Genomic DNA, 25,480 nt, shown 5'->3' with positions numbered 1-25,480 from the left:
CGGGGCGTGACCCCGCCGATATCGCCCAACGGGGTTAACGACTGGATAACGGGTGGCCGGTAAGTGGTTGCCGTAAGCTAATTAAGTGACGGGCGGGAACGGGATGGAGCGCGAGCCGATCGAGCGAAGGCAGGGGCGCGAAACGGGCGCGCGGCTGGCGATCCTGGCGGTGTGGCTGATCGCGGTCGGCTATCTCGCGTGGAATCACGTGTTCTGGCGCGACGAGGTGCGCGCGCTGTCGCTGGCGTTGAACGGGGACAACTGGGGCGCGATGCTGCGCGGGGTGCAGGGCGAGGGGCATCCGGCCTTGTGGTACATCCTGCTGCGCGCGGCGCACGACCTGGTGCCGGTGCGCGAAGTGCTGCCGGTGGTGGCGGGCATCATAGGCGTAGCGGCGGCCATCGTGCTGGTGCTCAGATCGCCGTTCCCGCCTGTGCGGATCGCGACGATCCTGTTCGGCGCGTTCTTCCTGTTCGAATATACCGTCAGCGCGCGCAATTACGGCATCAGCATGCTGGTGATCTTCGTGATCGCCGACCGCTACACCAGACATCGCGATTCCGGCGTGACGCTGGGGCTGCTGCTCGCCCTACTGTGCAACACCAACGTGCATTCGGCGTTTCTCGCGGCGGCGTTCCTGCTGTTCTGGGCGCTCGAACTGCTGTCCGAAGATGGCTGGCGCTGGACGAAGAAGGCGCGGACGCTGGCGATCAACGCCGGCATCGCGGCGATCGGCGCGGGGCTGTGCGCGATCACGATCTATCCGCCGGTCAACGATGCGGCGGTGAATGCCTATCCCGGCGGGATCGCCATGATCGACATCGCCCACGCCCTGATGGCGACGGCGCAATGTTTCCCGAACCTGGTGCCGTATTTCCTCGACGGCCAGCCGTGGATGGGGCCGGTGCTGGCGCTCGCCCTGATCGGCGCGCCGTTCGGGCTGATCCGCGCACCGGGCGCGCTGCTGTCGTCGCTCGCCGTGCTGGCGGTGTTCCAGATGTTCTTCTACCTGATCTATCCCGGCGGTTACCGGCATCAATCGCTCTATCTGGTCTATCTGATCGCGATGTACTGGCTGACGGCACTGGGGCGCGGCGGGCGATGGCCGGCGATGTGGCGGTCGAAGGGGCGGTCTAAGGGGCGGGGGGACGCGCTCGCGCTGCCGGAGCGGATCGGCGGCGCGCTGTTCGTGCTGCTGCTGGCGATGCAATTGCCCAATGCGGTCGCCTATCTGCGATCGCCGTCCAAGGACGTACTCGAGAGCCGGTCGCGCGATCTGGCCGCGCTATTGCGGGCACAGGGGCTGGAGCGCAGCGCGATCCTGGTGACCAACGCGGACCCGATGCTGGAGCCGATGCCCTATTACATCGCCAACCGGCTGTATCTGATGCGCAGCGAACGGTTCGGCACGGTCGCGCCGCTGAGCAAGCGCGCGATGCGGGCGATGTCGCTGGGCGACATGACGACGGCGATGCGGCGATTGCGCGCGCGCTATGGCGTGCCGGTGGTGTCGGTGCTGCAATACCGGCTCGATCTTTCGGCGCCCGCCGCCGTGATGGACCAGGGCTATATCGGCAGTTTCGCGATAACCCCGGAACAGGTGCGCGCATTCCAGGCGGCGACGACACGGATCGCGTCGTTCGGGCCGACGATCAGCGACGAGAGTTACGACGTCTATGTGATGCGGTGAGGAAGGGGCGGGTAACTCGGCCATGAACCGAGGGCCTTCGGTCCTGAAGACGCCGACGTGCAGGCCGGGGGCGAGCGCGATCATGTCGTCGCTGGACACCTTATCGGGGAAGATGAGGTCGCCGGGAATTTCGGCGACCGCCCGAGGCGGCGTGTTCGCGGCCGTATGCCGGCCGCACCAGGACGACGTTACGGCCATCGATCATCGCTTCGTCTCCACGCAACACGACCTTCGAGGCGTGACCTCGCCGGGCACACCCAACGCGGTTAACGACTGGATAACGGGTGGCCGGTAAGTGGATGCCGGGAGCGGATTTCAGGTAACGGGCGGGAACCGATGGAGCGCGAGCCGATCGAGCGAATGCGGGGGCGCGAAACCGGGCCGCAATTGGGGTCGCGGCTGGCGATCCTGGCGGTGTGGCTGGTCGCTTTCTTCTATCTCGCGTGGAATCACGTGTTCTGGCGCGACGAGGTGCGCGCGCTGTCGCTGGCGTTGAACGGCGACGGCTGGGCCGCGATGCTGCGCGGGGTGCAGGGCGAGGGGCATCCGGCCTTGTGGTACATCCTGCTGCGCGCGGCGCACGACCTGGTGCCGGTGCGCGAAGTTCTGCCGGTGATGGCGGGCATCGTCGGGGTGGCGGCGGCGGTCCTGCTGGCGTTGCGGTCGCCGTTCGCGCCGTGGCGGATCGCATTGATCCTGTTCGGTGCGTTCTTCCTGTTCGAATATAGCGTGAGCGCGCGCAATTACGGCATCAGCATGCTGCTGCTGTTCGTGATCGCGGACCGCTACGCCCGGCATCGCGAATCGGGCGTGCTGCTCGGCTTTTTGCTGGCCTTGCTGTGCAACACCAACGTGCATTCGGCGTTGCTGGCGGCGGCGATGTTGCTGTTCTGGGCGATCGAACTGATCACCGAGGATGGCTTGCGCTGGACGACCAAGGTGCGGACGCTGGCGATCAACGCCGGCATCGCGGCGATCGGCGCGGGGCTGTGCGCGATCACGATCTATCCGCCGGTCAACGATGCGGCGGTGAACGCCTATCCCGGCGAGATCGGGTTGGGCGCGATCGCCAAGGCCCTGTCCATCCCGGCGCAATCGCTCTGGAGCCTGGCGCCCGCCGTGCTGGGCAAACACTTCTGGGCCGCGCCCGTGTTGGCGCTGGCGGTGGTCGGCGCACCGCTGGGGTTGATCCGGGCACCGGCGGCGTTCCTGTCGTCCCTGGCGGCGCTGGCGGCGTTCCTGCTGTTCTTCTACATCGTGTATCCCGGTGCTTACCGGCACCATTCGCTGTATCTGGTCTATCTGATCGCGATGTACTGGCTGGCGGCGCTCGGCAGGGGAGGGCGGTGGCGCACCGGCAGGCAGGGCAGCGATAGCGCTTTCGACTTGCCCGAGCGGATCGGCGGCATCTGTTTCACGCTGTTGCTGGCGTTGCAGATACCGAATGCCGCCGCCTATCTGACGTCTCCCGCCAAGGACATACCGGAAAGCCGCGCGCGCGATCTGGGTGCCATGCTGCGGGCACGCGGCCTTGATCGCAACGCGATCATCGTGGGCAATTCCGATGCCATGCTGGAACCGCTGGCATATTACACAGGCAACCGGCTCTATTTTCTGCGTACAAAGCGGTTCGGAACGGTGGCGCCGTTTTCGAAGCAGGCCATGAAGACGATATCACTGGGCGAACTGCTGATCGCGATGCGCCGCCTGCGCGCGCATCATGGCGTGCCGGTGGTCGCGGTGATGCAATATCCGCTCGATCCGGAGGGATCCGCGATGACGCTCTATCAGGGATATGTCGGCAATTTCTCGATCGACCCCGGCGACGTGCGCGCGTTCAAGGCCGCGACGACGCGGATCGCCTCGTTCGGCCCCGCGATCAGCGACGAGAATTACGACGTCTATCTGCTACGCTGAGGGAAGACGTGGCAGGGGAGCTCGGACTCGAACCGAGGGCCTTCGGTTTTGGAGACCGACGCTCTAACCAACTGAGCTACACCCCTGTGCGGGTCGCGCATCTAGCGCGATGGGCGCACCGGGGCAAGAGCGCGCGGGGCACAAACGCGAGCAGGCGGATTTTTCCGCGGCCTCACTCTGTCTTCGGGTGGAGGCGGACGCTCTCGATCGCGTAGATCGGGCCCCCTTCGGGCGGATTGGTGGTGAGGCACAGATCGTGGACGCCGGCGATGCCGGGCGGCAGGGTGATCGCACTCGACAGCGTCAGGCGGTTGGCGCTGGTCGCGGGATCGGGGATCGCCGCGCTGGCGACGATCGGGCCGGCGCATGTGTCCAGATGCACGACCAGAGTGCCGTGCCGGGTGGCGTTGTAGCGCCATTGCACGGTGCGGCGCTGCGGTTCGCGCAGCGCGAAGTTGCGCGCCAGCCGACCGATCGCCACGTCGATGCGATCGACCTGCGCGATCGGGGCCTGCGCATACGTCCAGCAGGTGTCGTAGATGTTGACGCTATAGGCGGGGCCGGCGACCTGATCGGCGGTGAGCGGCAGGCGCAGGCGGATGCCCGCGCCGGGGCAGATCGCCAGCGCGGCATTGTCGCGGGTCAGCAGCGCGGTAGGTGCGAGTTCGAAGCTGCGCGTGGCCGCCAGCGGTGCGCCGTCGGCGGCGAAGCTGCGCGCGCGGATCGTCGTGCCGAACGGTGCCGTTATCGGCGAGGTGTAGCGGCGCGACGTCGCCCTAGGATCGCTGCCGTCGGTGGTGAAGGTGATCGTGCCGTGGCCGGCCTGGTTCGACAGGGCGACCGTCGTGGTTTTGTCTCGCAGCACCGTGTCGAGTGGCTTGGTCACGGCGAAATCGACCGCGAACGCGCTGTCGGCGACGGCGACGGATTGCCCGGCATAGCGCGCCATCTGCGGTTCGAGCCGGGCGAGGAAGCCGTTCCAGTCGCGCTTGTCCTTCGGCGACCAGGCGATCTCGGCCAGCGCGTCGACGCGCGGGAACAGCGCATGTTGGGATTCGGTGGGCGTCACGATATATTCGGCCCACAGATTGGCCTGCGCGCCGAGCACGTGATGCGCCCTGTCGGCGGCGATGCCGGCGGGCATCGGATCATAGGCATAGACCTTTTCCAGCGGCGTCATGCCCTGCACGCGGCCCGGCTGCTCGTCGCCGCGCGCGCTTTGCAGATTGTCGAAATACAAGGTCGGGCCGGGTGACAGCACCACGTCGTGGCCCGCATTCGCCGCCGCGATCGCGCCCGCTTCGCCCCGCCACGACATCACCGAGGCGGAGGCCGGCAATCCGCCCTCGAGGATCTCGTCCCAGCCGATCAGCTTGCGGCCGTGCGCGGACAGATATGCACCGAGCCGCCCGACGAACCAGCTTTGCAGATGCTCCTCGTCGGGAATGTTCAGCGCGCGCCTCTTGGCCTGCACGGCGGGCGATTCCTGCCACTGATGCTTCAGCGCCTCGTCGCCGCCGACATGGATGAAGGTGGACGGGAACACCGCCATCACCTCGTCCAGCACGCCCTCGATCAGCGCGAAGCTCTGGTCGTGGACGCCGAACAGATAGGGGTTGATGCCCCAATCGGGCGACACCGCCGGGGTGTCGCCGAACACGCCGATCTCGGGATAGGCGGCGATCGCCGCCTGGGCGTGGCCGGGCATGTCGATCTCGGGCACGATCGTGATGCCGCGATCGGCGGCATAGGCGACGAGGCCGCGCAGCTCGTCCTGCGTGTAGAAGCCGCCATAGCGCGCGCCGTCGGTCGGGCTGCCGGTGACGGGTGCGGTGCGCCATGCACCGATCTCGGTGAGCTTCGGAAAGCGCTTGATCTCCATGCGCCAGCCCTGATCGTCGGTCAGGTGCAATTGCAGCGTGTTGAGCTTGTGCTGCGCCATCATGTCGATCACCGTCCGGATTGCCGATACCGGCTGGATGTGACGCGCGACATCGAGCATCACGCCGCGCCATGCGAAGCGCGGCCGATCGCGGATCGCGAGCCGCGGCACGGAGACCGACGCGCCGGTGCGGGCGGGCGTGAGCAACTGGACCAGGGTCATCGCGCCGTGGCGCAACCCGGCATCGTCGGCGGCGCCGATCGCGATGCCGCCCGCCGTCACGTCGAGCCGATAGGCCTCCGCGCCGCCCGCTTCGGCCGGCGTGCGCGCCAGGGTGATCCGGCCCGTGCCGCCGAGATCGAGCGTCAATTTCGGGCCGCCCAGCCGTGCGACGAGATCGACCGCCTGCCGCGCGGCGCCGGCGGCGACGGGATCGTTCGCCGGGACGGCGAGCCGGTCACCATCCGCGATCCGGATCGTGCCCCGCCCGATCGTCATCTCGGCGGGCAGGGGGATCAGGGCCGGGGCGGGCATAGTCCGGGCTGTGGCGGGTGGGGCCGCGAGCAGGGCGGAGGCGGGCAGGGCGCAGGCGAGCAACGCGGCGATCAGCGGTGTCGGCGCGGTGGCCGGACGGTGTCTTTTCGTGTCGGCCATCCGGAATCGCCCCTTTCGACCGTTTCGCAGGTCTTCGATCGGCGATCATGCTGGCATCGCGCGCCGAAAAATGCCAGCATGAAGTGGTATTGTTTCTTAGAGACCAACTATGGACCTTTGCCGACCGATACCTGTCGTCGCCGCGCGTCGCCGATCGCGGCCGGGCAGCGTTCCCCTCCCGATGAAAAGGCCTTGCTCATGACGCTTGATCTCAGCCGCCGCGCGCTCGTCGCCGGCACGGCCACTTTAACGGTGGCGGGGGCGGTCGCCGGTCCGGCGCTGGGGCGCGGCGCCCCGGACGCGGGCGCGCCCAAGCCCTGGGGTGCGCTGCCGTCCAAGCGTCAGGTCGCCTGGCATCGCCGGCTGATGTACGGCTTCGTGCACTTCACCGTGAACACCTTCACCGACAAGGAATGGGGGTATGGCGACGAGGATCCCAAGCTGTTCGACCCGACCGGTTTCGATCCCGACCAGATCGTCGCGGCGGCCAAGGCGGGCAATCTCGACGGCCTGATCCTGACCGCCAAGCATCATGACGGCTTCTGCCTGTGGCCGTCGCCGGGCACCGAGCATTCGATCAAGAACAGCCCGTACAAGCACGGCAAGGGCGACATCGTGCGCGAACTGTCCGACGCGTGTCGTCGCGGCGGCATTCCGTTCGGCGTCTATCTGTCGCCCTGGGATCGCAACCACGCCGACTACGGCAAGCCGGCCTATATCGACTATTTCCGCGCGCAGCTGACCGATCTGTGCACCAATTACGGCGATCTGTTCGAAGTGTGGTTCGACGGCGCGAATGGCGGCGACGGCTATTATGGCGGCGCGCGCGAACGGCGCAAGATCGACGCCGTGCCCTATTACAACTGGCCGGCGATGGTGGCGCTGGTCCACAAGTTGCAGCCGATGGCCTGCACGTTCGATCCGCTCGGCGCGGACCTGCGCTGGGTGGCCAACGAGGACGGCTATGCCGGCGACCCGTGCTGGCCGACCATGCCGAACAAATTGTACGAGGATCATGCCGGGCATTTCGGCGTGCGCGGCGGCGAACTCTGGTGGCCGGCCGAGACCAACGTGTCGATCCGGCCGGGCTGGTTCTATCACCCGGACGAGGACGCGCAGGTCAAATCGCCGGCCGAACTGACCAAGATGTACGACGAGTCGGTCGGGCGCGGGACCAATTTCCTGCTCAACATCCCGCCGGACACGCGCGGGATCATCCCCGAAGCCGATGTCGCATCGCTCACCGCGTTCGGCGACGGCATCCGCGCGACGTTCAGGACCGATCTCGCGCAGGGCGCGGTGGCGCGCGCCTCGGCCGAGCGGGGGGCGAAATTCTCCGCGGCGCGGGTGCTCGATGGCAACCCCGATACCTATTGGAGCGCGCCCGACGGGGTGACGACACCGTCGCTGACGCTCGATCTGCCGCCGGGGCGGACGTTCGACCTGATCCGGATCGGCGAATATCTGCCGCTCGGCGTGCGCGTCACGCGGTTCGCGGTCGATGTGGATGACGGGACGGGCTGGCGCGAGGTCGCCAACAAGGAGTGCATCAGCGCGCAGCGGATCATCCGCCTGCCCGCGCCGGTGACGGCGCGGCGGGTGCGATTGCGCATCCTGGAAGCGCCGGTGTGTCCGGCGATCAGCGGGATCGCATTGTTCCGCAGCGTCGCGCCGAAGGCCGTGCCGCACCTGCGATCCCAGAATCCGGCGCTGGTCGATCGCTCGGCGTGGCGCGTGGTGACGGCGAGCGCGCCGGGGGCGGAGGCGATCCTGGACGACGATGCGACCACGCCGTGGCGCTGCGCCCCGCCGGGCGGGCTGACGCTCGATCTGGGGCGGGTCGAGCGGATGTCGGGCTTCACGCTGACGCCGTCGCGCGACTTCGCCGACAATTCGGGGCCGCCGGGACGCTTCGTGCTGGAATCGAGCCTGGATGGCAGAAGCTGGCAAAGCGTGAAGGAGGGCGAGTTCGCCAACATCGCCAATGCACGGCAGACCAACCGGATCCGCTTCGACGCGGTCGTCTCGGCGCGCTTCCTGCGCTTCGCCTTCCCGCTCGTCGCGAACGGCAAGCCGATGATCGCGATCACCGAGATCGGCGCCTTCGCGGCGAAATAAGCGCGGCCAAGGCAAGGCCCGTGCCGCTGCCCGACGGGGTGGCGGCGCGGGCCTTTTTCTATGTGCGGTGATCTGGGTCCGGGGGTCTGGGTCCGCCGAGCTGGCTTGCCCCATGGGACGCGCGCAAAAAAACGCCGTCCGCAAGCTACAGGGGAGGAGCTTGCGGACGGCGACGTCCCGATCGGCGAAAGGACCGATCAGAAGTTGGTGGTCACCCCGATCGTGATCGTGCGGCCGAACGTGTCGTAACGCTGCGGGATCGTGTTGCCGCGCGACAGGGCATAATCGTAGGTGTTGGCCAGGATCGGCTGCTGCTTGTCGAGAATGTTGTTGACCGATGCGTTCAGCCTGAAGCGCTGTGCGATGTTCACCCCCAGCGCGAGATCGAAGTAATTGTAGACCGGGATGCGGGTGAAATCGCTGACCGTCGCCGAGGTCGCCGTGGTTCCCGGACCGCCATTCTGCCCTGCCTTGACGGCGTCGATATAACGCCAGGCGACCGAGGCGTTGAAGACGCCGTCGCTGGTCGTATAGGTGGTGCGGAAATTATGCACCCAGCGCGGGGCCGGCTGACTGCACGCACCTCCGAAATAGCCGACACAGTTGAGACGCACCTGGTTGACCGCGGCCTGGCTGCCCTGATCGGTCGCCAGCGTACCGTTCATCAGGAAATCGAGCTTCCCGGCGGTCGCGCCCAGCCCCAGTGAATATTGGGCCTGGAAGTCGTAGCCGCTGGCATAGAGGCGATAGGCGTTGAGGTTGCCGCCCTGGATATAGCCTGCGGTCGTGCTGGTGCTCGTAAGCTGGTAGGTTACGGGATCACGCACGAGCCGGCTGCAATAATATGCGTCGCCTGTGAGGACGCAGCCATCGACGGCGAAGCTCGCGCCGAGATAGCTGATGATGTTGTTGACCTGGATCTTGTAGCGGTCGACCGACAGCGTGAAGTGCGGCAGGAAGCGGGGCGTCAGCACCACACCGAAGGTGGTGGTACGCGCATCTTCCGGCGAGATCGGCGAACCGTTGTTGCGCTGACGGCACACGTCGTCGATGCACCGGATGCTGCCGGGCAGACCCGGAGCGATCGCGCTGCCATAGAGATTGTCGGGCAGACCGGTGAGGCGGCACGCCGCCAGGCTGGCCCGGGGCGCGACACCGCTGACGCTGGCGCACGGATCGACGATCGTGGCGTTCTGGAAACCCACCGTCTGATCGGCTTCGCGCAGGCCAGGCGCGCGCGCGGCGCGGTTTCGGCTGTAGCGGAATTCGATGTCGGGGGTCGGGGAATAGACGCCTTCGATCTTCCACGTGTTGAAGGTCTGCGAATTGGTGCTGTACTTGGACAGGCGATAGCCGCCGTTGACCTGCAGCAGCTTCGCGAACGACACGTTCTGGAGCAGCGGCAACTGCGCTTCGATGTTGCCCTCGACCACGTCCTGCTTGGCGAAACGGCTGGCAACGCCGCCATATACGTCGATGAAACGCTGGTTGCGTGTCTCGCCTTCCTGCATCTTGCGATATTCGGCGCCGACGGCCACCGCGAGCCCCTGTTCGGCGAAGGGCGAGCGGATGCCGTAGCGGGTGAAATCGGCGGTCAGGTTGGCGGTGACATCCCAGAATTTCGCCCGCAGATCGCTGCGGCCGAGACCGGCGTTGAACAGATAGTTGCTTAGCGCCGCGCTGCCCGGATTGTTGGCCGTGAAGATGTTGAGCGGGACGCAGGCCGGATCGGTGCCGTTGACCACCGAGCGGCAGGTCGGCACGCCGTTCACGCTGACGACGTCCAGCGCCTTCTGGACGTTGGCGGTCACGTTGTTGCCGCCCGGCTCCCACAATTGGCGGCTCTGGTCGTAGACGCCGGCGACGTCATAGTGCCAGCCCTCGGCGATCTCGCCCCGGACGCCGAGCGAGGCGCGGGTCTGCGTGTTCGTGAACGTCTCGCGGTCACGATCGCCGGCCAGGCCGGGGAAGCCGTAATTGACGCCGACGGGCACGGTGACGGTGGCGCTTCCGGCATTGGCACCGCAGATCGTCTGCGCCTGCGAAGCGGACAGGAACGGGTTGTTGCAATTGATCTGATACGTTCCGCCCTGGATGTAGGGGCCGAACAGCCGGTTATAGGACTTGTCGCGCAGGTACAGCAGGCTGGCGGAGATTTCCGCCGCCGGCGATGCCTTGAAGTTGACGAAGCCGCCGGCATTGTAGCGCTCGTACGGGCGCGCGGCGAAGCGTTGCGCCTGGTTCTGATACTGGGGCAGCGTCGACGACAGGACGAAGGTGCCGGGGCTGCCGGGGAGGTTGGAATAGTTCTGGCCGTTGATCGCCAACGTTCCGTTCGGACCTTGCGTGGTGCCGCCGCAGATCAGGTTGTTGACCCGCAGCGGATTGCCGGTGTCGCGCCGGAGCTGACAGCCCGAGGAATCGCGGTCGGCGAAGACGACGCCATCGGCATGACGATATTCGCCGAAGACCGAGACGTTGAGCCGGTCTTCGAGGAAGTTGTGGCCGAACGTCGCGATGAGATCGGCACGACCGCCGTCGGTGGTGTTGCCGGTGGGCGTGGTGATGCCGAACGCCTTGGCCACCGGCGTGGACACGTTGTCGCGGTTGGTGTGGTTATAGACGCTGTAACTGGCCGACAGCTGGAGGCCGGTGAAATCCTTCTTGGTGATGTAGTTCACCACGCCGGCGACCGCGTCCGAACCATAGACCGAGGACGCACCGCCGGTCAGGATGTCGATCCGCTCGACCAGCGAGGTCGGGATCAGGTTGATATCGACCGATTCCGCGCCCGCGATGCGCTGACCGTTGAGGAGCGACAGGGTGCGGTTGAAGTCCAGCCCGCGCAGCTTCGCGCCACGCTGCTGGCCGTTGCTCTGCTGGTAATTCTGTTGCGCGTCCGGCTGCACCTGGCCGAGGCGGTTCGTCACCTCCTCCAGGTTCACCGCGCCCTGCGCCTTGATCTCGGCCGCGCCGATCGTGAGGATCGGGCTGGCGGATTTCAGGTTCGGGCGGCTGATGCGGGTGCCGGTGACGATGACGCTTTCGGAATCCGCCGGTTCGGCCTGGGTCGTCGCGTCTTCGCCGAGCGTGGGCTGCATCGCGTCGGTCGCCGGCGCGGTCTGCGCGACGGCCGGAGCGATCGTGGCCAGGCTGGTTGCCAGCGCCAATGTGGATGCCAGATACCGTAATGCCATCGTCGCTACCCCCTTTTGCCCGTCGGTCGCTGGCCCGTATATCTACGGTGCCGGTGCGCATTCGGAGCGTCTGAACCAATTGGTCATAAGAAACACACAATTGGTCTCTATGATAGCGCTCCCATATCAGTTCGTCGCTCAAACAAAACGGTTGAACGCTAATTCTTGGAGCATCGGTCCAATATGGACGATACCAATGGCGGGCTGACCGGTCTCGGCGACGCGTGCCGTTCGGCTCGCGCGCCGCCCGGCCGCTGTCAGAAGAACGTCTTCACGACATCGCGAACGCGATAGGCATCGTCGACGACGAGCAGCTGGCGCCATTTGTCGAACGTGAGGCAGGGATGCGACACGTCGAAGCCGAGCAGGTCGCCGACCCGGACGTCGTCGTCCCCGGCGAGCGACATATAGGCATGCTGGTCCATCAGCCCGGTAATCGTCCAATTAGCGGGGGCGGGGACCGGCGCGGTGTCGCGACCGGGGCGGAAGTGCAGCCTCGGCATGGGCAGCCCGGCGTCGAACGCGACGTCGCGCTTGCCCATCGCGACGACCGCGCGTGCGGGATCGGGGCGGGACTGGACGCAGGCCCAGATCTGCAGCGCGGGCAACAGCCCTTCGCGCATGCGCGCCGCGACCGGATTGCGCGCGAGGATCTCGTCCTGCGCGGTGCGATAGAGGCCGGCATCGTGGCTGAGGTAGCAGCCGGGGCGGAGGACGATCTCGACCGGCGGATCGGCGGGTGCGCGGGCGAATTCCTCGGCGACGATATCGTACCAGGCCGATCCGGCACCGGACAGGATCGCCGGGGTGCGGGCGAAGCCGCCGTTCCGGGCGATATCGCCCACGGTCCGCACGGCGCGGCGCAGAAACGTGCGAATTTCCGCTTCGTCGGCCAGCACGCCTTCATAGAGTTCGACCCCCGCCAGCCGGACCCGGGGGCTGGCCGCCGCGATCGCCGCGAGCGTAGTCGCCTGCTGCGCCGCGTCGCGCACGCCGGTGCGGTATCCGCCCTGATCGGGAGCCGGCGCGAGTTCGAGCAGCACGTCGATCGTCGCGTCATGGTCGCGCATCGCGGCGGCGAGCTGTTCGACCCCGGCGGCCGAATCGACGAGGCAGAAGATCGTCGTGTCCGGATCGCGCGACAGCCCTGCCAGGATCGCGAGATTGCCGCGCCCGACGACCTGGTTGGCGATCAGGATCCGCCTCACGCCATGCGCGGCGGCGACCTGCGCCTGATGCGCGGTCGCCACGGTGATGCCCCACGCGCCGGCATCGAGCTGCCGCCGGAACAGCGCCGGGGCCATCGTCGTCTTGCCGTGCGGTGCGAGGTTCAGGCCGTAAGCATCGACGAAATCCTGCATCCAGCGCAGGTTATGCGCGATCCGCGATTCGAGCAGGATCGCAACCGGCATCGATACGTCGCCGGCGAGAATGTCGACGGCCGGATCCGCGCGGCCCTCAGCGAACGCCGCTGCGTCGACCGCATTCCCCTTGGCCAGCACGTCGTCAAAAAGGCGCGATTGCATCTTCGTTCCCCATCGTTGCGCTATAAGGAATTTGGTATGGTATATTGCTTATCCCGTATATACCAATCTAATACATGTTCGAGAAAGGGGCTCGTAAGATGTCGGATCGCGCGGTGGATGCGGATCTGGTGATTGCCGGCGCGACCGTTCACGATGGATCGGGCAATCCCAGCTATGACGCCGATATAGGGATCGATGCCGGCGTGATCACCCTGATCGCGCCGCCGCACAGCTTGTCCGGCCGGACGCGGGTCGAGGGCAATGGCCTGGTGCTGGCACCCGGCTTCATCGACGTCCACACGCATGACGATCTCGCCGCGATCGCGCGCCCGCAGATGATCGAGAAACTGTCGCAGGGCGTGACGACGGTGATCGTCGGCAATTGCGGGATCAGCGCCGGGGCCGGGGTGCAGACCCCGGGGACGACGCCGCCCGATCCGATGAACCTGCTCGGCGCGGCGGAGGAATTCCGCTATCCCGATTTCGCGAGCTACCGCGCCGGGATCGATGCGGCGCGGCCGGCGGTGAACGTGGCGGCGCTGGTCGGCCATACCGCCTTGCGGTCCGCGCACATGGATCGCTTCGACCGCGCCGCCACGGCGGAGGAGATCGCGGCGATGCGCGTTGATCTGGTCGCGGCGCTGGGTGCCGGGGCGATCGGCCTGTCGACCGGCCTCGCTTATGCCAATGCCCATGCCGCGCCGACCGCCGAGGTGCAGGCGCTGGCCGCCGTGCTGGCCGAGGCGGGCGGCCTCTATGCCACGCATCTGCGCGACGAGACCGCCGGGATCCTGGACGCGCTGGACGAGGCGTTCGCGATCGGTCGCCGGGCCGCCAGTCCGGTGGTCGTATCGCACCTGAAATGTGCCGGCGCGGGAAATCATGGCCGCAGCGCCGACGTGCTGGCGGCGATCGAGCGGGCCGGGGCGGAGTCTCCGGTGGGCTGCGACTGCTATCCCTATACCGCCAGCGCCTCGACGCTGGACCTGAAGCAGGTCGTGCCGGAGACGCCGATCCTGATCACCTGGTCCGATCCCGAGCCGGGGCAGGCGGGGCGGATGCTGTCCGACATCGCGGCGGACTGGGGCGTCGACCTGCTCGCGGCGGCGGTGCGGCTGCAACCGGCGGGCGCGGTCTATCATTGCATGGCCGACCGCGACGTCGAGCGCATCCTGGCGCACCCCGCGACGATGATCGGAACCGATGGCCTGCCCAACGATCCGCGACCACATCCCCGGCTGTGGGGGGCCTTCCCCCGCGTGCTGGGCCATTATGCGCGCGATCGCGGGCTGTTCCCGCTGGCGACGGCGGTGCGCAAGATGACCGGCCTGTCGGCGGATCGTTTCCGGCTGGCGGGGCGGGGCTATGTCCGCGAAGGCCATGCCGCCGATCTCGTGCTGTTCGATCCCGCGACGGTCGGCGACGCCGCGACGTTCGAGGATCCGATGCAGGCCGCGCGCGGCATCGTCGGCGTCTGGGTGAACGGCATGCTGTCGCTGGATCGCGGCGTCGCCACCGGCGCGCGCGCGGGCCGGTTCCTGCCGCGCGCGCCGCATTCGACCCCCGCTCACCTTTCACATCAGGAGACTGTGCAATGACCGAGACCAATGGCTTGAAACGCTTCGGCGTCGAAGGCGGCAAGGGCACGGGCGGCCAGCACCTGCCGTTCGCACGCGCGGTCGCGGCCGACGGCTGGCTGTTCGTATCGGGACAGGTGCCGATGGTCGATGGCGAGATCATCGAGGGCGGCATCGTCGCGCAATCGCATCAGGCGATCCGCAACGTGCTCGCGATCCTGGCCGAGGCGGGCTACGGGCCGGAGGACGTCGTGCGCTGCGGCGTGTGGATCGACGATCCGCGCGACTTCATGTCGTTCAACCGCGTGTTCATGGAATATTTCGGCGCCAACCCGCCGGCGCGCGCCTGCGTGGTGTCGAGCATGGTGGTCGACTGCAAGGTCGAGGTGGATTGCGTCGCCTGGAAGAAGGGCTGAGCGCATGGCGCCGGTCACGGGATCGCTGCTGATCGTCTACGGCACGGTCGCCGTGGCCGCGCTGATCGCGCTGATCGCGTGGGTCAGGCTCAATCCGTTCATCGCGCTGGTGCTGGTGTCGCTGCTGCTCGCGCTGGCGATCGGCATGCCCCCGGCCGGGGTGGTGAAGGCGTTCGAGACGGGTGTGGGCAACACGCTCGGCCACCTCGCGCTCGTCGTCGCCCTCGGCACGATGCTGGGCAAGATGATGGTCGAATCCGGCGGGGCGACGCGGATCGCCGACACTCTGGTCTCCGCCTTCGGGCCGAAGCGGATCGACTGGGCGATGATGACGATCGCCTTCCTCGTCGGGCTGCCGGTGTTCTTCGAGGTCGGCTTCGTGCTGCTCGTGCCGATCGTGTTCACCGTGGCGCGGCAGACCGGCACGCCGCTGATCAAGGCCGGGCTGCCGATGGCGGCGGGCCTGTCGGTGGTCCACGGCCTCGTGCCCCCGCACCCGGCCGCGTTGCTCGCCGTCACGGCCTACGAGGCGGATATCGGCCGGACGATCCTGTTCGCGATCATCGTCGGCGTGCCGACCGCGATCATCGCCGGGCCGCTATTCACCCGGATCATCGCGCCGTATGTGCAGGCGAGCGAGCCCGCGGCGATCGGCGGCGAGGCACCGGTGGGCGCGGCGCGGGTGCCGGCGGGCGGGGCGCCCGGCTTCGGGATCACCTTGCTGACGCTGCTGCTGCCGGTCGGGCTGATGCTGCTCGGCAGTTCCGTCGAACTGTTCGCGGCCGCCGGCACGGCGCTGTACGGCGCGCTCAAGCTGATCGGCAATTCGGTCGTCGCGCTGCTGCTCGCGGTGTTGCTCAGCTTCTGGACGTTCGGCTTCGGCCGGGGGTTCGATCGCGAGACGATCCTGCGCTTCTGCAACGAATGTCTCGGGCCGACCGCCGGGATCACGCTGATCGTCGGGGCGGGCGCGGGCTTCGGGCGGATCCTGATGGACGGCGGCGTGTCGGAGGCGATCATCGCGCAGGCAGGGACGGTGCACGTCCCGGTGCTGCTGCTCGGCTGGCTGGTCGCGGCGATGCTGCGCGTGGCGACCGGCTCCGCGACGGTGGCGATGGCGACCGCCGCGGGCATCGTCGCGCCGCTCGCCAAGGCGGTGGCGGGCACGCGGCCGGAACTGCTGGTGCTAACGACGGGGGCGGGATCGCTGGTGCTGAGCCATGTCAATGACGGCGGCTTCTGGCTGGTGAAGCAATATTTCGGCCTGTCGATCGCGGATACGCTAAAGACCTGGACGGTATGCGAAACCTTGATCTCGGTCCTCGCTCTGGGGTTCACGCTGGCGCTGTCGGTAGTGCTGGGCTGATGACGATCGACCATGAAGTCACGCGACGCGGCCTGATCGGCATGGGGGCGGGCGCCTTGCTCGCCGCGCCGCTTGCCGCTGCCGGCCGGCCGGACCCCGTGGTGCGGCTGATCGTCGGGACCTACGAAAGCGAGGGCGGCGGCGGACTCTATCCTCTGTCGTACGATCCCGGCCGGGACAGCTGGGCGCTGGGCGCGCCGCTGCCGACTTATGCCAATGCCTCGTTCGGGGCGTACGATCCGCGCCACGATTGCCATTATCTGATCGACGAGCAGAGCGCCGGAGCCGTCGCGGAGTATCGTCCGGGCGATCCAATGCGGCGGGTGGCGATGGCGACCGGCGGGGCCGATCCCTGCCATATCGCGATCGATCCGCGCCATCGCCGGATCGCCATCGCGCATTACACCGACGGCGGCGTGGCGGTGATCGGGATCGATCCGGCCAACGGCGCACTGCTTGGATCGCCGGTGGTGCAGACCCATACCGGCTTCGGCCCGAACGCGCGGCAGCGCGGGCCGCATGCGCATTGGGTGGGATTCAGCCCCGATGGCCGCTGGCTGCATGCGGTCGACCTCGGGGCCGATGCGGTGTTCGGCTATGCTTTAAGCAATGGGGATCTGAGGAGCGCGATCGGCCAGCCGATCGTGTCGTATCGCGCGCCGCCGGGGACCGGCCCGCGCCATATGACGCTTCATCCGCGCCGTGCGCAGGCGTTCCTGCTGAGCGAGCTGCGCAGTGAGGTGACGGTGCTCGACAGCGCGGGCGGCGGGCGGTTCGTCGCGCGCCAGACGCTGTCGACGCTGCCGGCCGGTTTCACCGGCACCAACTATCCCGCCGAGATCGCGATCAACCGTGCGGGCGACCGCCTGTACGTGTCGAATCGCGGACATGACAGCATCGCGGTGTTCGCGGTCGCCGCCGACGGGCGGATCGACGCGATCGAGCATGTCGCGACCGGCGGGCGATGGCCGCGCCACTTCCTGTTGATCGAGGCGACCAAGCGGTTGCTGGTCGCCAACCAGCGTTCGGGCGACGTGACGGCGTTGGCGATCGCGGCCGATGGCCGGCTGCGCGCGACGGGGGCGTCGATCGCTATACCCGCCCCGGCGTTCATCGCCCGCATTCCGACCAAGACCATCGAGGGCCAGCCATGACCGACGATACGATCTGTCCGCCACGCCGTGCCGCGCACGTGGTGTGCTTCGGCGAGATGCTCGTCCGGCTGGCGACTCAGGCGCAGGACGAGCTCGCCTTCGCGACCGCGCTCGACCTGCATGTCGGCGGAGCGGAGGCGAACGTCGCGGCGGCGCTGGCGTGGCTCGGACACCGGGCGGACATGATCACCGCGCTGCCCAGCGATGCGCTGGGCGACCGCGCGCTGACCCATCTGCGCGCGCGCGGCGTGGGAATCGGGCATGTGCGGCGGGAAGAGGGCCGGATGGGCCTGTATTTCGCCGCGACGGGCGCGTCGTTGCGCCCCACGACGATCCTGTACGATCGCGCGGCCAGCGTGTTCGCGGCGACCGACTGGAGCGAGACCGACTGGTCGGTGGCGCTGGCCGGTGCCGATCTGCTGCATGTTTCGGGCATTTCGCTGGCGGTCGGGCAGGCCTCGGCCGATGCGGTGCTGGCGGCGGTGGCGACGGCGCGGGCGATGGGCGTGCTGGTGTCATTCGACGGCAATTTCCGCCCGCAATTGTGGCGCGATCGCGAGGAAGATCCGGCGGTCCTGCTCCGCGCCGTGCTGGGGCAGGCGGATATCTTCTTCGGCGATCACCGCGATGCGGCGTTGATCCTCGGCACACGTTTCGACGACGATGCGGCGCGCGCCGGCGCGGCGGCCGACGCGGTGTTCGCGGCCTTCCCGCAACTCAGGTTGATCGCATCGACGACTCGCCGGGCGGAAACGGTCGAACGCAATCTGCTGTCCGCGCGGATCGACAGCCGGAGCCGCGTGGTCGCGACGCCGATCCAGGCGGTCGAGGGGATCGTGGATCGCATCGGCGCGGGCGACGCGTTCGCCGCCGGCGTGCTGCACGCCCTGCTGACCGGCGAGACGATCGACCGGGCCGCGGCAGACGGGCTTGCGCTCACCTGTCTGAAACACAGCCAGAGGGGCGACGCGGCGTCGGTCGATCGTGTGCGACTGGCGGCCTTTTCGAGCGGCGAGGTCGATCTGCGCCGCTGAGCGCAGGTCCTCTGCCGACGGCATCGGATCATATTCTCGAGACTGATGACGTCAGGTTGAACCACGCCTCTCCGTTCGTCCCGAGCATGTCGAGGGACGTGTTTCAGGCGCACGATGAGGTCGTGGGGCACGTGCTTCGACAGGCTCAGCACGAACGGTTCTATTTTTTAACGCCGTTAAGCTCTTCAGGCGGCCGCCGCCGCGTCGAAGCCGCGATTGGCGATGGCGCGGGCTTCCTCGACGGGCAGGGGGCGGCCGAAATAATAACCCTGGACCTTGGTGCAGCCGAGATCCTGGACCATGCGGTGTTCGGCCTCGGTCTCGACGCCCTCGGCGGTTGTCGCCATGTCGAGGCTCTGCGCGAGCGCGACGACGGCGCGGATGATCGCGATCGCCTCGCGCACGCCCTTCGACGCCTGGGTGACGAAGCTGCGGTCGATCTTGATCGAGGAGAAGCGGGTGCGGCTGAGATAGCCGAGCGACGAATAGCCGGTGCCGAAATCGTCGAGGCTGAGGCGCACGCCGAGATCGAGGATCTTCTCCAGCACCTGCGTGGCGCAGGTGCCTTCCTTCATGAACACGCTTTCGGTCACTTCGAGTTCGAGGCGATCGGCGGGCAGGCCGCTATTGGCCAGCGCCGAGGCGACGATCGTGACGAAGTTCGGGTTGTGGAGCTGTTCGGGCGAGACGTTGACCGCGACGCGCGCCGGATTGGCCCAGCGCGCGGCCTCGTCGCAGGCGGTGCGGAGCACCCATTCGCCGATCGGCGCGATCATGCGCGCATCCTCGGCCAGCGGGATGAACTTGACCGGCGAGATGGTGCCGAGCTGCGGGTGCGTCCAGCGTAGCAGCGCCTCGAACCCGGTCAGCGCGCCGGTGTCGGCGGCGACGACCGGCTGGTAGTTCAGGTGCATCTCGCCGTTCTTGAGCGCCTGGCGCAAGGCCATTTCGAGCACGCGGCGTTCCTCCGCCGCGACATGCAATTGCGGTTCGTAACTGTGATAGGTGCCGCCGCCGGCATCCTTCGAGCGATACAATGCGAGATCGGCGGAGCGGATCAGCATCTCGGCCGTACGCCCGTCGCGCGGCCCGGTGGCGATGCCGATGCTGGCACCGATGAACAGGGTGTGCGCGTCGAGTTCGTAGGGGCGCGAAAGCGTCTCGATGATGACGCGGGCGAGCTGTTCGACGCGCGCGGGATCGCTGGCATCGCGCACGACGACGGCGAATTCGTCGCCACCGAGCCGGCCGATCATCTCGTTCTCGGTGATGAGCTGGCCGAGCCGTTCGGAGACGCGGCCGAGCAGGCGATCGCCGATCGGGTGGCCGAGCGTGTCGTTGATCGCCTTGAAACGATCGAGATCGATCATCATGAAGGCGCAGCGGCTGCCCCATTTGTCGGCCTCGGCCATGGCGCGGCCGAGCGTCTCGTGGATCAGCAGGCGGTTGGGCAGGCCGGTGAGCGTGTCGAAGCGCGCCATCCTGTTGATCTTGTCGGCGGAGGCGCGCTGTTCGGTAACGTCGGAGCCGACGCCGCGAAAGCCGATGAACGCGCCGCGATCGTCATAGCGCGGGGAGGCGGCGATCTCCCACCAGCGTTCCTCGCCCTGCACGGTGATCGGCAGCAGCAGATCGCGGAACGCCTCGCGGCCCTTGAGCTTCTCGGCGAGCATGCGCAGGGCGGAGGTGAAATTGCCCTCTTCCCAGGTCGGCCCGGCGAGCAGTTGCAGGAAGGGCATGCCGTTGATCGTGATCGGATCGAGCCCGACCGAGAAGGCGAAGCGCGGCGAGGCGCGGACGATGCGGCGCTGCGCGTCGGTCTCCCACAGCCAGTCGGCACCGGTTTCCTCGAACTCGCGCAGCAACATGCTGACGGTCTCGTCGCGTTCGGCGAGCGCGATCTCCCCGGCGCGGATCAGGACGAGCGCGCGGCCGCGCGCGAAACAGCCGATCATCAACAAGGTGGAGAAGAACAAGGTGGCGGCGGCGAACAGCGGGCCGTCTACCGACCAGAGCATCGCGGCGATCGCGAGGCCGAGAATGCCGAGAAAACTCATCGTGGCGAGCGGCAGCGCGGCCATGGCGATGGCGGAGGACGCCATGAGGATCGACAGCACGATCCACAGGCCCAAGGCGGCGCTGGCGTCCGTCCGGAGGCCGAAGGCGAGCGGCGGCACGGACCAGATGATCGCCAGCGCGATGCCGTCGAACACGGTGGCGCGCACGTCGCGCAGCGACGCGCTGTTCTCGACCCGATGGCGCGAGGAGAGGCGGCGGAAGGCGACGGCGGCGGCGACCGCGGCGGTAAGCGCGCCCCAGGTGGCGAGCTGCCAGAGCGGGACGAGCGGCGCGAGGATCAGCGTGACGATCGCCGCGCCGAACACGTTGGCGGCGAGCAGGAACAAAGCGAGCTGACGGCCGGAATTGAGCTGAGCGGCGCGAATCGGCCCCCAATCCGTCGAGTCCGCCGGATCGTAGAGACCGAGAAGGGCGCGCGCATCGATACGCGGCGCGGCGAACTGGGGGGTGGACTTGATACTCACGGGCGCAAGGGTAGGGCGCGGGTGGTTAGAATATCGTTAGAGATGCGGGGGGCGGCGGAATTATTTGCCGGGTTTCCGACCATTCGTCATGCTGAACTTGTTTCAGCATCCAGGCGCGGTCAGTGGCCAAAATGGATGGTGTCGTTGGGGCAGGCGACCGCGCCTGGATCCTGAAACGAGTTCAGGATGACGGTGATGGTTGCGGCGGTCAGGCCGCCAGATCGTAGGGCTTGATGTCGCCGCTGAGGTACAGGTTCCGCGCCTTCGCCCGGCTGAGCTTGCCCGAGGAGGTGCGCGGCAGGGTGCGGGGCGGGATGAGTTCGATCACGCAGTTCATGCCCGTCACCGACCGGACGCGCTCGCGGATCTCCTCGCGCAGGCGGACGCGTTCGGCGTCGTCGCTGCTGCGGCACTGGACCAGCACGGCGGGGGTCTCCTCGCCGCCGGGCGTGGTGATCGCGAAGGCGGCGATGTCGCCGGCCTTGAAGCCGGGCAATTGCTCGACCGCCCATTCGATGTCCTGCGGCCAATGGTTGCGGCCGTTGACGATGATCATGTCCTTGGCGCGGCCGACGATGTAGATGTAGCCGTCCGACAGATAGCCCATGTCGCCGGTGTCGAGCCAGACCCCGCCGTCCGCATCCGAAGCCATGCACGCGGCGGTCGCGGCCTCGTCACGGAAATAGCCGACCATCAGCGACGGGCCGGAGCACCAGACCTTGCCGATCGCGCGATCGGGCAGCGGCGTGCCGTCTTCCTCGCGCACCTCGATCTTCATGTCGCGCGCGGCCTTGCCGCAATTGACGATCGCGCGGAACCGCTGCGGGCGATCCTGCCCGGCGGCGACGCCCGAAAGCTGCGTCTCCTCGACCAGTTCGACCCGGATGCCCTCGCCCGGCGGCATGATCGAGACGGCGAGCGTCGCTTCGGCCAGGCCGTAGCTCGGCAAAAAGGCGCTGGCCTTGAACCCGGCATCGGCGAAGGCATCGACGAAGCTCTGCATCACGTCCGGGCGGATCATGTCGGCCCCGTTGCCGGCGACGCGCCAGCGCGAGAGATCGAACCGATCCCCGGCCTTGATCTGGGTCGAGATGCGGCGCGCGCAGATGTCGTAGCCGAAGGTCGGCGAATAGCTGAGCGTGGTGCCGGTGTTGCGGCTGATCAGATCGAGCCAGGCGAGCGGACGGCGCGCGAAATCCTCGGTCTTCAAATAGTCGGTCGAAACCTGATTGGCGACCGGCGACAGGAAGCAGCCGACCAGCCCCATGTCGTGATACCAAGGCAGCCACGAGACGCAGCGATCGGTATCGACGACTTCCATGCCGTGGCTGTGCGCGGCGAGATTGTTGAGCAAGGCGTGGTGGGTGATCGCGACGCCGTGCGGAAAGCGCGTCGAGCCGCTGGAATATTGCAGATAGGCCACATCCTCGGTGCGCGCCTGGGGCAGCGTGGCGTCGGGCGCGGGGCGCCTGGCGAATTCCGACCAGTCGATGCCCTCGACACCGGCGATGCGCGCGGATTCGCCGGCCATTTCGGCGAGTTCGGGCGGGTAGACGAGCATGGTCGGGTCGCAGCTCGACAGTTGGACGCGGAGTTGCTCGATATACGAATCGCGCCCGCCGAACGAGGTGGGCAGCGGCAGCGGCACGGGCCACGCGCCGGCATAGACGACGCCGAAGAACAGAGCGGCGAATTCCGGTCCGGTTTCGGCAACCAAAGCGATGCGATCCTGCGGCGTGACGCCGGCGGCGATCAGGCGGCGGGCCATCAGCAGCGCATCGTCGCGCATCTCGGCGAAGCGATAGGGCCGGACGAGCGTGCCGCGCGCATCGTGGAAGTTCAGGCCGCGCAGCCCGGTGGCGGCGTAATCCAGCGCCTCGCCCAGCGTACCAAAATCGGCGAAGCGGCGCGGCAACGAATCTTCGGTCGGCGTCGGCGCAATCGCCGCTGCCGTCTGATCATCCTTCTGCAAAACGTCCATCGTCATCTTCGCGAGCCCTGGGTGGCGGCCGGAGTGCCGCTCTTGTGGAGGCGTAACCGATTAACCGTCCTACGCGTTCAAAATCCGTTCCGACTGTGGCACAATGATGGCACATGGCCAGCCCCACCGTCACACAAGGTACGAGAGAAACCCGCAAACGGACGCCGCCGCCGCTGGATGCGTCCGCACTGGAGCGGCTGGCCCTCCGCTATGTCGAGCGGTTCGCAACGACGCGGGGGCGGCTGACCGACTATCTGAGGCGCAAGATCCGCGAGCGCGGCTGGACGGGCGACGCGGCGGATCCGGCGGCGCTGGCCGAGAAGTTCGCCGAACTCGGCTATATCGACGATCGCGCGTTCGGTGAGGCGCGGGCGTCGGCGATGGCGCGGCGCGGGCTGGGGCAACGCCGCGTGGCGGGAGCGCTGCGCCAGGCGGGGATCGGCGAGGAGGACGCGAACGCTCTGGCCCCGGCGATCGAGGAGCGCGCGATCGACGCCGCGCTCACCTATGCGCGCAAGAAGCGGATCGGGCCGTTCGCGCTGACGGCGGCGGACCGGGCGCTGCGCGAGAAGCAGATCGGCGCGATGATCCGTGCGGGGCACGATTTCACCCTCGCGCGGCGCATCGCCGGCATGGCGCCGGGAGACGAAATCGATCTTTCTTGATAGGAGTGATATAGGATAAAACGATAATCAGATGTTTCGCGCGCGCGCGGGCGTGCTAAGGGGGAACGGGGGACGTAACGCATGCGTATCGAAACGCCGCCGGGTGAAGACTTCCGGCCCGATCCAGCAACCGACCAGCCGGCCGCCGACGACGAGGCCGGCGGCCTGCTGTATGCCGGAACGCTCAAATGGTTCGACGTGACCCGCGGCTTCGGGTTCCTGGTGGGCGACGATCCGCAGGCCGGCGACATCCTGATCCACTTTTCGGTGCTTCAGCCGCATGGCCGGCGAAGCCTGCCTGAAGGCGCGCGGGTGGAATGCCATGCGATCCGTCGCGACCGGGGTCTGCAGGCGACCGAGATCGTGTCGATCGACCTGAGCGAGGCGGTGGAAGCGCCGCAACGCCCGCGCCCGAACGAGCGGATCGATCCCGTGGCCCTGATCGACAGTGCCGGGCCGTTCGAGCCGGTGAGCGTCAAATGGTTCAACCGGCTGAAGGGCTATGGTTTTCTCGTGCGCGAAAGCGATTCGGCGGATATATTCGTGCATATGGAAACGCTGCGCCGCGCCGGGGTGATCGAGGTCGAACCGGAGCAGCGCCTGCGGGCGCGGATCGCGGACGGGCAAAAGGGCCCGCTGGCGGTCGAGGTCGAAGAGGACGAATGATGGGTTTGCGTAAAGTGTATCTCGCCACGGCCCTGAGCGCGTTCGTGCTGACCGCCGCCTGCGCATCGGGCGATGCCGTCGCCGGCGCGTCGGAGGCCAAGACGGGCAAGATCGCGCTGACGGTGAAGAGCGGCAACGGTGCGCACGCATTCAAGGTGGAGGTCGCCAAGACCCCGGCCGAGCAGGAACGGGGCCTGATGTTCCGCACGAACATCCCCAAGGACGAGGGGATGATCTTCACGCCCTATCCGGCCGAAGGCGGCCCGCCGCGCGACGCGAACTTCTGGATGAAGAACACGCCGAGTTCGCTCGACATCATCTTCATCCGCGCCGACGGCACGATCGCGCGCATCGCCGAGAACGCCGTGCCGTTCTCCGAAACCCCGATCCCCTCCGGCGAGCCGGTGGCGGCGGTGCTGGAGATCAACGGTGGCCGTGCGGGCGAACTGGGCATCGCCGAAGGCGACAAGGTAAGCTGGGGGAAGTAGGCCGGGGCTGGGTTGAATATTCGCGTCGCTCGCGCTTGGGCATCCATGCGCTGGTGCAGAATTCTCATCACTGCGATGCCGTAAGTCGTCGTCCGAAAATAAAAGACATGCCGTTCCACGCCGCGACGGCGATACCCCGGCTGAATATGCGCGCAGAGTTGCGCACGTCGCGCACGTTGCGGCGTTTCGGCCAGATCGCCGCAAGCGGCTTCGATAAGATCGGAGTATCGCAGCGCCTGGGCTAGCCACAGTGGGTGACGGTAAAATCGAACAGGTCTTCGAGATCGCGCTGAGCCCTTGGGCTGAGCCGATACTCAGCCATGCTGTGTGGCTTTACGCTGCCTGAAGTCTGCAAAGTCGAATTTTTCCGGTTCGCCGCGTTGCTCGCCTTCGATCAACGCGTTGCGGATATCTCCGATGTCGGCGGTGCGTTGCTGCTCTCGACGAATTAGGTCGCGGATCGCTTTGCTGTCGTTCGTGTAGGTGCCCGCCTCGATCTGGGCGGCAATCCACGCGTCATCGTCTTGCGTATCGTCGCCATGACCAAAATTCCGCATCTGTCATATTATTGGTGCGATCTGGGCCCCTGATGCCCGCAATCACAAG

Annotated in this window: 17 protein-coding genes, 1 tRNA gene and 1 pseudogene; 11 read left to right on the top strand and 8 right to left on the bottom strand. The window is 67.4% G+C overall.

Annotated elements, in window-relative coordinates; genetic code table 11:
- Window positions 1-85: 85 nt before the first annotated feature.
- Entirely contained in the window at window positions 86-1,690 is a 1,605-nt protein-coding gene (locus tag ASG11_RS14405) for a hypothetical protein (protein ID WP_156363820.1), read from the top strand.
- Between the two features lie 336 nt (window positions 1,691-2,026).
- Window positions 2,027-3,607 (top strand): hypothetical protein, encoded by a 1,581-nt coding sequence (locus ASG11_RS14395; protein WP_055781575.1) that lies wholly within the window; start codon window positions 2,027-2,029, stop codon window positions 3,605-3,607.
- A 9-nt stretch (window positions 3,608-3,616) separates the two neighbouring features.
- Here the strand turns inward: ASG11_RS14395 and ASG11_RS14390 are convergent.
- A tRNA-Trp gene (locus ASG11_RS14390) sits at window positions 3,617-3,693 on the bottom strand.
- Between the two features lie 86 nt (window positions 3,694-3,779).
- The gene (locus ASG11_RS14385) at window positions 3,780-6,143 is read right to left on the bottom strand and encodes a family 20 glycosylhydrolase (RefSeq protein WP_055781572.1); all 2,364 of its coding nucleotides are present in this window, start codon (window positions 6,141-6,143) and stop codon (window positions 3,780-3,782) included.
- Between the two features lie 198 nt (window positions 6,144-6,341).
- Between ASG11_RS14385 and ASG11_RS14380 the strand changes: the two genes are divergently transcribed.
- Window positions 6,342-8,261, top strand: a complete 1,920-nt coding sequence (locus tag ASG11_RS14380) for an alpha-L-fucosidase (protein ID WP_055782721.1) — start codon at window positions 6,342-6,344, stop codon at window positions 8,259-8,261.
- Window positions 8,262-8,458: 197 nt separating this feature from the next.
- Here ASG11_RS14380 and ASG11_RS14375 read toward each other — a convergent pair whose 3' ends face one another.
- Window positions 8,459-11,458: a TonB-dependent receptor domain-containing protein gene (locus tag ASG11_RS14375; protein WP_082472859.1), complete on the bottom strand. Its 3,000-nt coding sequence runs from the start codon at window positions 11,456-11,458 to the stop codon at window positions 8,459-8,461.
- Window positions 11,459-11,715: 257 nt separating this feature from the next.
- Window positions 11,716-12,984, bottom strand: coding sequence for an amino acid deaminase (locus tag ASG11_RS14370; RefSeq protein ID WP_055781568.1), 1,269 nt, complete (start codon window positions 12,982-12,984; stop codon window positions 11,716-11,718).
- Window positions 12,985-13,082: 98 nt separating this feature from the next.
- Between ASG11_RS14370 and ASG11_RS14365 the strand changes: the two genes are divergently transcribed.
- From ASG11_RS14365 to ASG11_RS14345, 5 genes are read left to right on the top strand one after another with little or no spacing between them, the layout of a single operon-like run.
- Window positions 13,083-14,582 carry an N-acyl-D-amino-acid deacylase family protein gene (locus ASG11_RS14365; RefSeq protein WP_055781565.1) on the top strand — a complete coding sequence of 500 codons (1,500 nt, stop codon included), beginning with the start codon at window positions 13,083-13,085 and terminating at the stop codon, window positions 14,580-14,582.
- Entirely contained in the window at window positions 14,579-14,977 is a 399-nt protein-coding gene (locus tag ASG11_RS14360; RefSeq protein ID WP_055781562.1) for a RidA family protein, read from the top strand. Before ASG11_RS14365 ends, ASG11_RS14360 begins: the two co-directional genes overlap by 4 nt.
- Before the next feature lie 4 nt (window positions 14,978-14,981).
- The gene (locus tag ASG11_RS14355) at window positions 14,982-16,343 is read left to right on the top strand and encodes a GntT/GntP/DsdX family permease (protein ID WP_055781560.1); all 1,362 of its coding nucleotides are present in this window, start codon (window positions 14,982-14,984) and stop codon (window positions 16,341-16,343) included.
- The gene (locus ASG11_RS14350) at window positions 16,343-17,497 is read left to right on the top strand and encodes a lactonase family protein (protein WP_055781558.1); all 1,155 of its coding nucleotides are present in this window, start codon (window positions 16,343-16,345) and stop codon (window positions 17,495-17,497) included. The genes ASG11_RS14355 and ASG11_RS14350 overlap by 1 nt, the downstream gene beginning before the upstream one ends.
- Entirely contained in the window at window positions 17,494-18,531 is a 1,038-nt protein-coding gene (locus ASG11_RS14345) for a sugar kinase (protein ID WP_055781555.1), read from the top strand. The genes ASG11_RS14350 and ASG11_RS14345 overlap by 4 nt, the downstream gene beginning before the upstream one ends.
- A 185-nt stretch (window positions 18,532-18,716) precedes the next feature.
- Here ASG11_RS14345 and ASG11_RS14340 read toward each other — a convergent pair whose 3' ends face one another.
- Entirely contained in the window at window positions 18,717-21,074 is a 2,358-nt protein-coding gene (locus tag ASG11_RS14340) for a putative bifunctional diguanylate cyclase/phosphodiesterase (RefSeq protein ID WP_055781552.1), read from the bottom strand.
- 208 nt (window positions 21,075-21,282) lie between these two features.
- Window positions 21,283-23,061 (bottom strand): fatty acyl-AMP ligase, encoded by a 1,779-nt coding sequence (locus tag ASG11_RS14335; protein ID WP_055781550.1) that lies wholly within the window; start codon window positions 23,059-23,061, stop codon window positions 21,283-21,285.
- 107 nt (window positions 23,062-23,168) lie between these two features.
- Here ASG11_RS14335 and ASG11_RS14330 point away from each other — a divergent pair, with 107 nt between their 5' ends.
- From ASG11_RS14330 to ASG11_RS14320, 3 genes are all read left to right on the top strand, one after another.
- Complete coding sequence (locus ASG11_RS14330; RefSeq protein ID WP_082472857.1) at window positions 23,169-23,720, top strand: regulatory protein RecX; 552 nt, start codon at window positions 23,169-23,171, stop codon at window positions 23,718-23,720.
- 81 nt (window positions 23,721-23,801) lie between these two features.
- Window positions 23,802-24,386 (top strand): cold-shock protein, encoded by a 585-nt coding sequence (locus tag ASG11_RS14325; RefSeq protein ID WP_055781547.1) that lies wholly within the window; start codon window positions 23,802-23,804, stop codon window positions 24,384-24,386.
- Window positions 24,386-24,874, top strand: a complete 489-nt coding sequence (locus ASG11_RS14320) for a DUF192 domain-containing protein (RefSeq protein WP_082472856.1) — start codon at window positions 24,386-24,388, stop codon at window positions 24,872-24,874. The genes ASG11_RS14325 and ASG11_RS14320 overlap by 1 nt, the downstream gene beginning before the upstream one ends.
- A 101-nt stretch (window positions 24,875-24,975) precedes the next feature.
- Here ASG11_RS14320 and ASG11_RS19505 read toward each other — a convergent pair.
- Window positions 24,976-25,068 (bottom strand): annotated as a pseudogene (locus ASG11_RS19505) (hypothetical protein); the annotation flags it as partial.
- 120 nt (window positions 25,069-25,188) lie between these two features.
- On the bottom strand, window positions 25,189-25,431 hold the full coding sequence (locus ASG11_RS14315; protein ID WP_156363819.1) for a type II toxin-antitoxin system ParD family antitoxin: 243 nt from the start codon (window positions 25,429-25,431) through the stop codon (window positions 25,189-25,191).
- Between the last annotated feature and the right edge of the window lie 49 nt (window positions 25,432-25,480).

The organism is Sphingomonas sp. Leaf357, assembly GCF_001423845.1.
Classification (GTDB): domain Bacteria; phylum Pseudomonadota; class Alphaproteobacteria; order Sphingomonadales; family Sphingomonadaceae; genus Sphingomonas.
The sequence above is the reverse complement of the archived record's forward strand: the minus strand, read 5'-3'. Positions and strand labels throughout refer to the sequence as shown.

Coding starts and splice junctions, on each gene's coding strand:
- ASG11_RS14330 (WP_082472857.1), top strand. CDS start 23,169: ATGGCCAGCCCCACCGTCACACAAGGTACGAGAGAAACCCGCAAACGG.
- ASG11_RS14345 (WP_055781555.1), top strand. CDS start 17,494: ATGACCGACGATACGATCTGTCCGCCACGCCGTGCCGCGCACGTGGTG.
- ASG11_RS14395 (WP_055781575.1), top strand. CDS start 2,027: ATGGAGCGCGAGCCGATCGAGCGAATGCGGGGGCGCGAAACCGGGCCG.
- ASG11_RS14325 (WP_055781547.1), top strand. CDS start 23,802: ATGCGTATCGAAACGCCGCCGGGTGAAGACTTCCGGCCCGATCCAGCA.
- ASG11_RS14355 (WP_055781560.1), top strand. CDS start 14,982: ATGGCGCCGGTCACGGGATCGCTGCTGATCGTCTACGGCACGGTCGCC.
- ASG11_RS14375 (WP_082472859.1), bottom strand. CDS start 11,458: ATGGCATTACGGTATCTGGCATCCACATTGGCGCTGGCAACCAGCCTG.
- ASG11_RS14320 (WP_082472856.1), top strand. CDS start 24,386: ATGGGTTTGCGTAAAGTGTATCTCGCCACGGCCCTGAGCGCGTTCGTG.
- ASG11_RS14380 (WP_055782721.1), top strand. CDS start 6,342: ATGACGCTTGATCTCAGCCGCCGCGCGCTCGTCGCCGGCACGGCCACT.
- ASG11_RS14365 (WP_055781565.1), top strand. CDS start 13,083: ATGTCGGATCGCGCGGTGGATGCGGATCTGGTGATTGCCGGCGCGACC.
- ASG11_RS14360 (WP_055781562.1), top strand. CDS start 14,579: ATGACCGAGACCAATGGCTTGAAACGCTTCGGCGTCGAAGGCGGCAAG.
- ASG11_RS14370 (WP_055781568.1), bottom strand. CDS start 12,984: ATGCAATCGCGCCTTTTTGACGACGTGCTGGCCAAGGGGAATGCGGTC.
- ASG11_RS14385 (WP_055781572.1), bottom strand. CDS start 6,143: ATGGCCGACACGAAAAGACACCGTCCGGCCACCGCGCCGACACCGCTG.
- ASG11_RS14335 (WP_055781550.1), bottom strand. CDS start 23,061: ATGACGATGGACGTTTTGCAGAAGGATGATCAGACGGCAGCGGCGATT.
- ASG11_RS14350 (WP_055781558.1), top strand. CDS start 16,343: ATGACGATCGACCATGAAGTCACGCGACGCGGCCTGATCGGCATGGGG.
- ASG11_RS14315 (WP_156363819.1), bottom strand. CDS start 25,431: ATGCGGAATTTTGGTCATGGCGACGATACGCAAGACGATGACGCGTGG.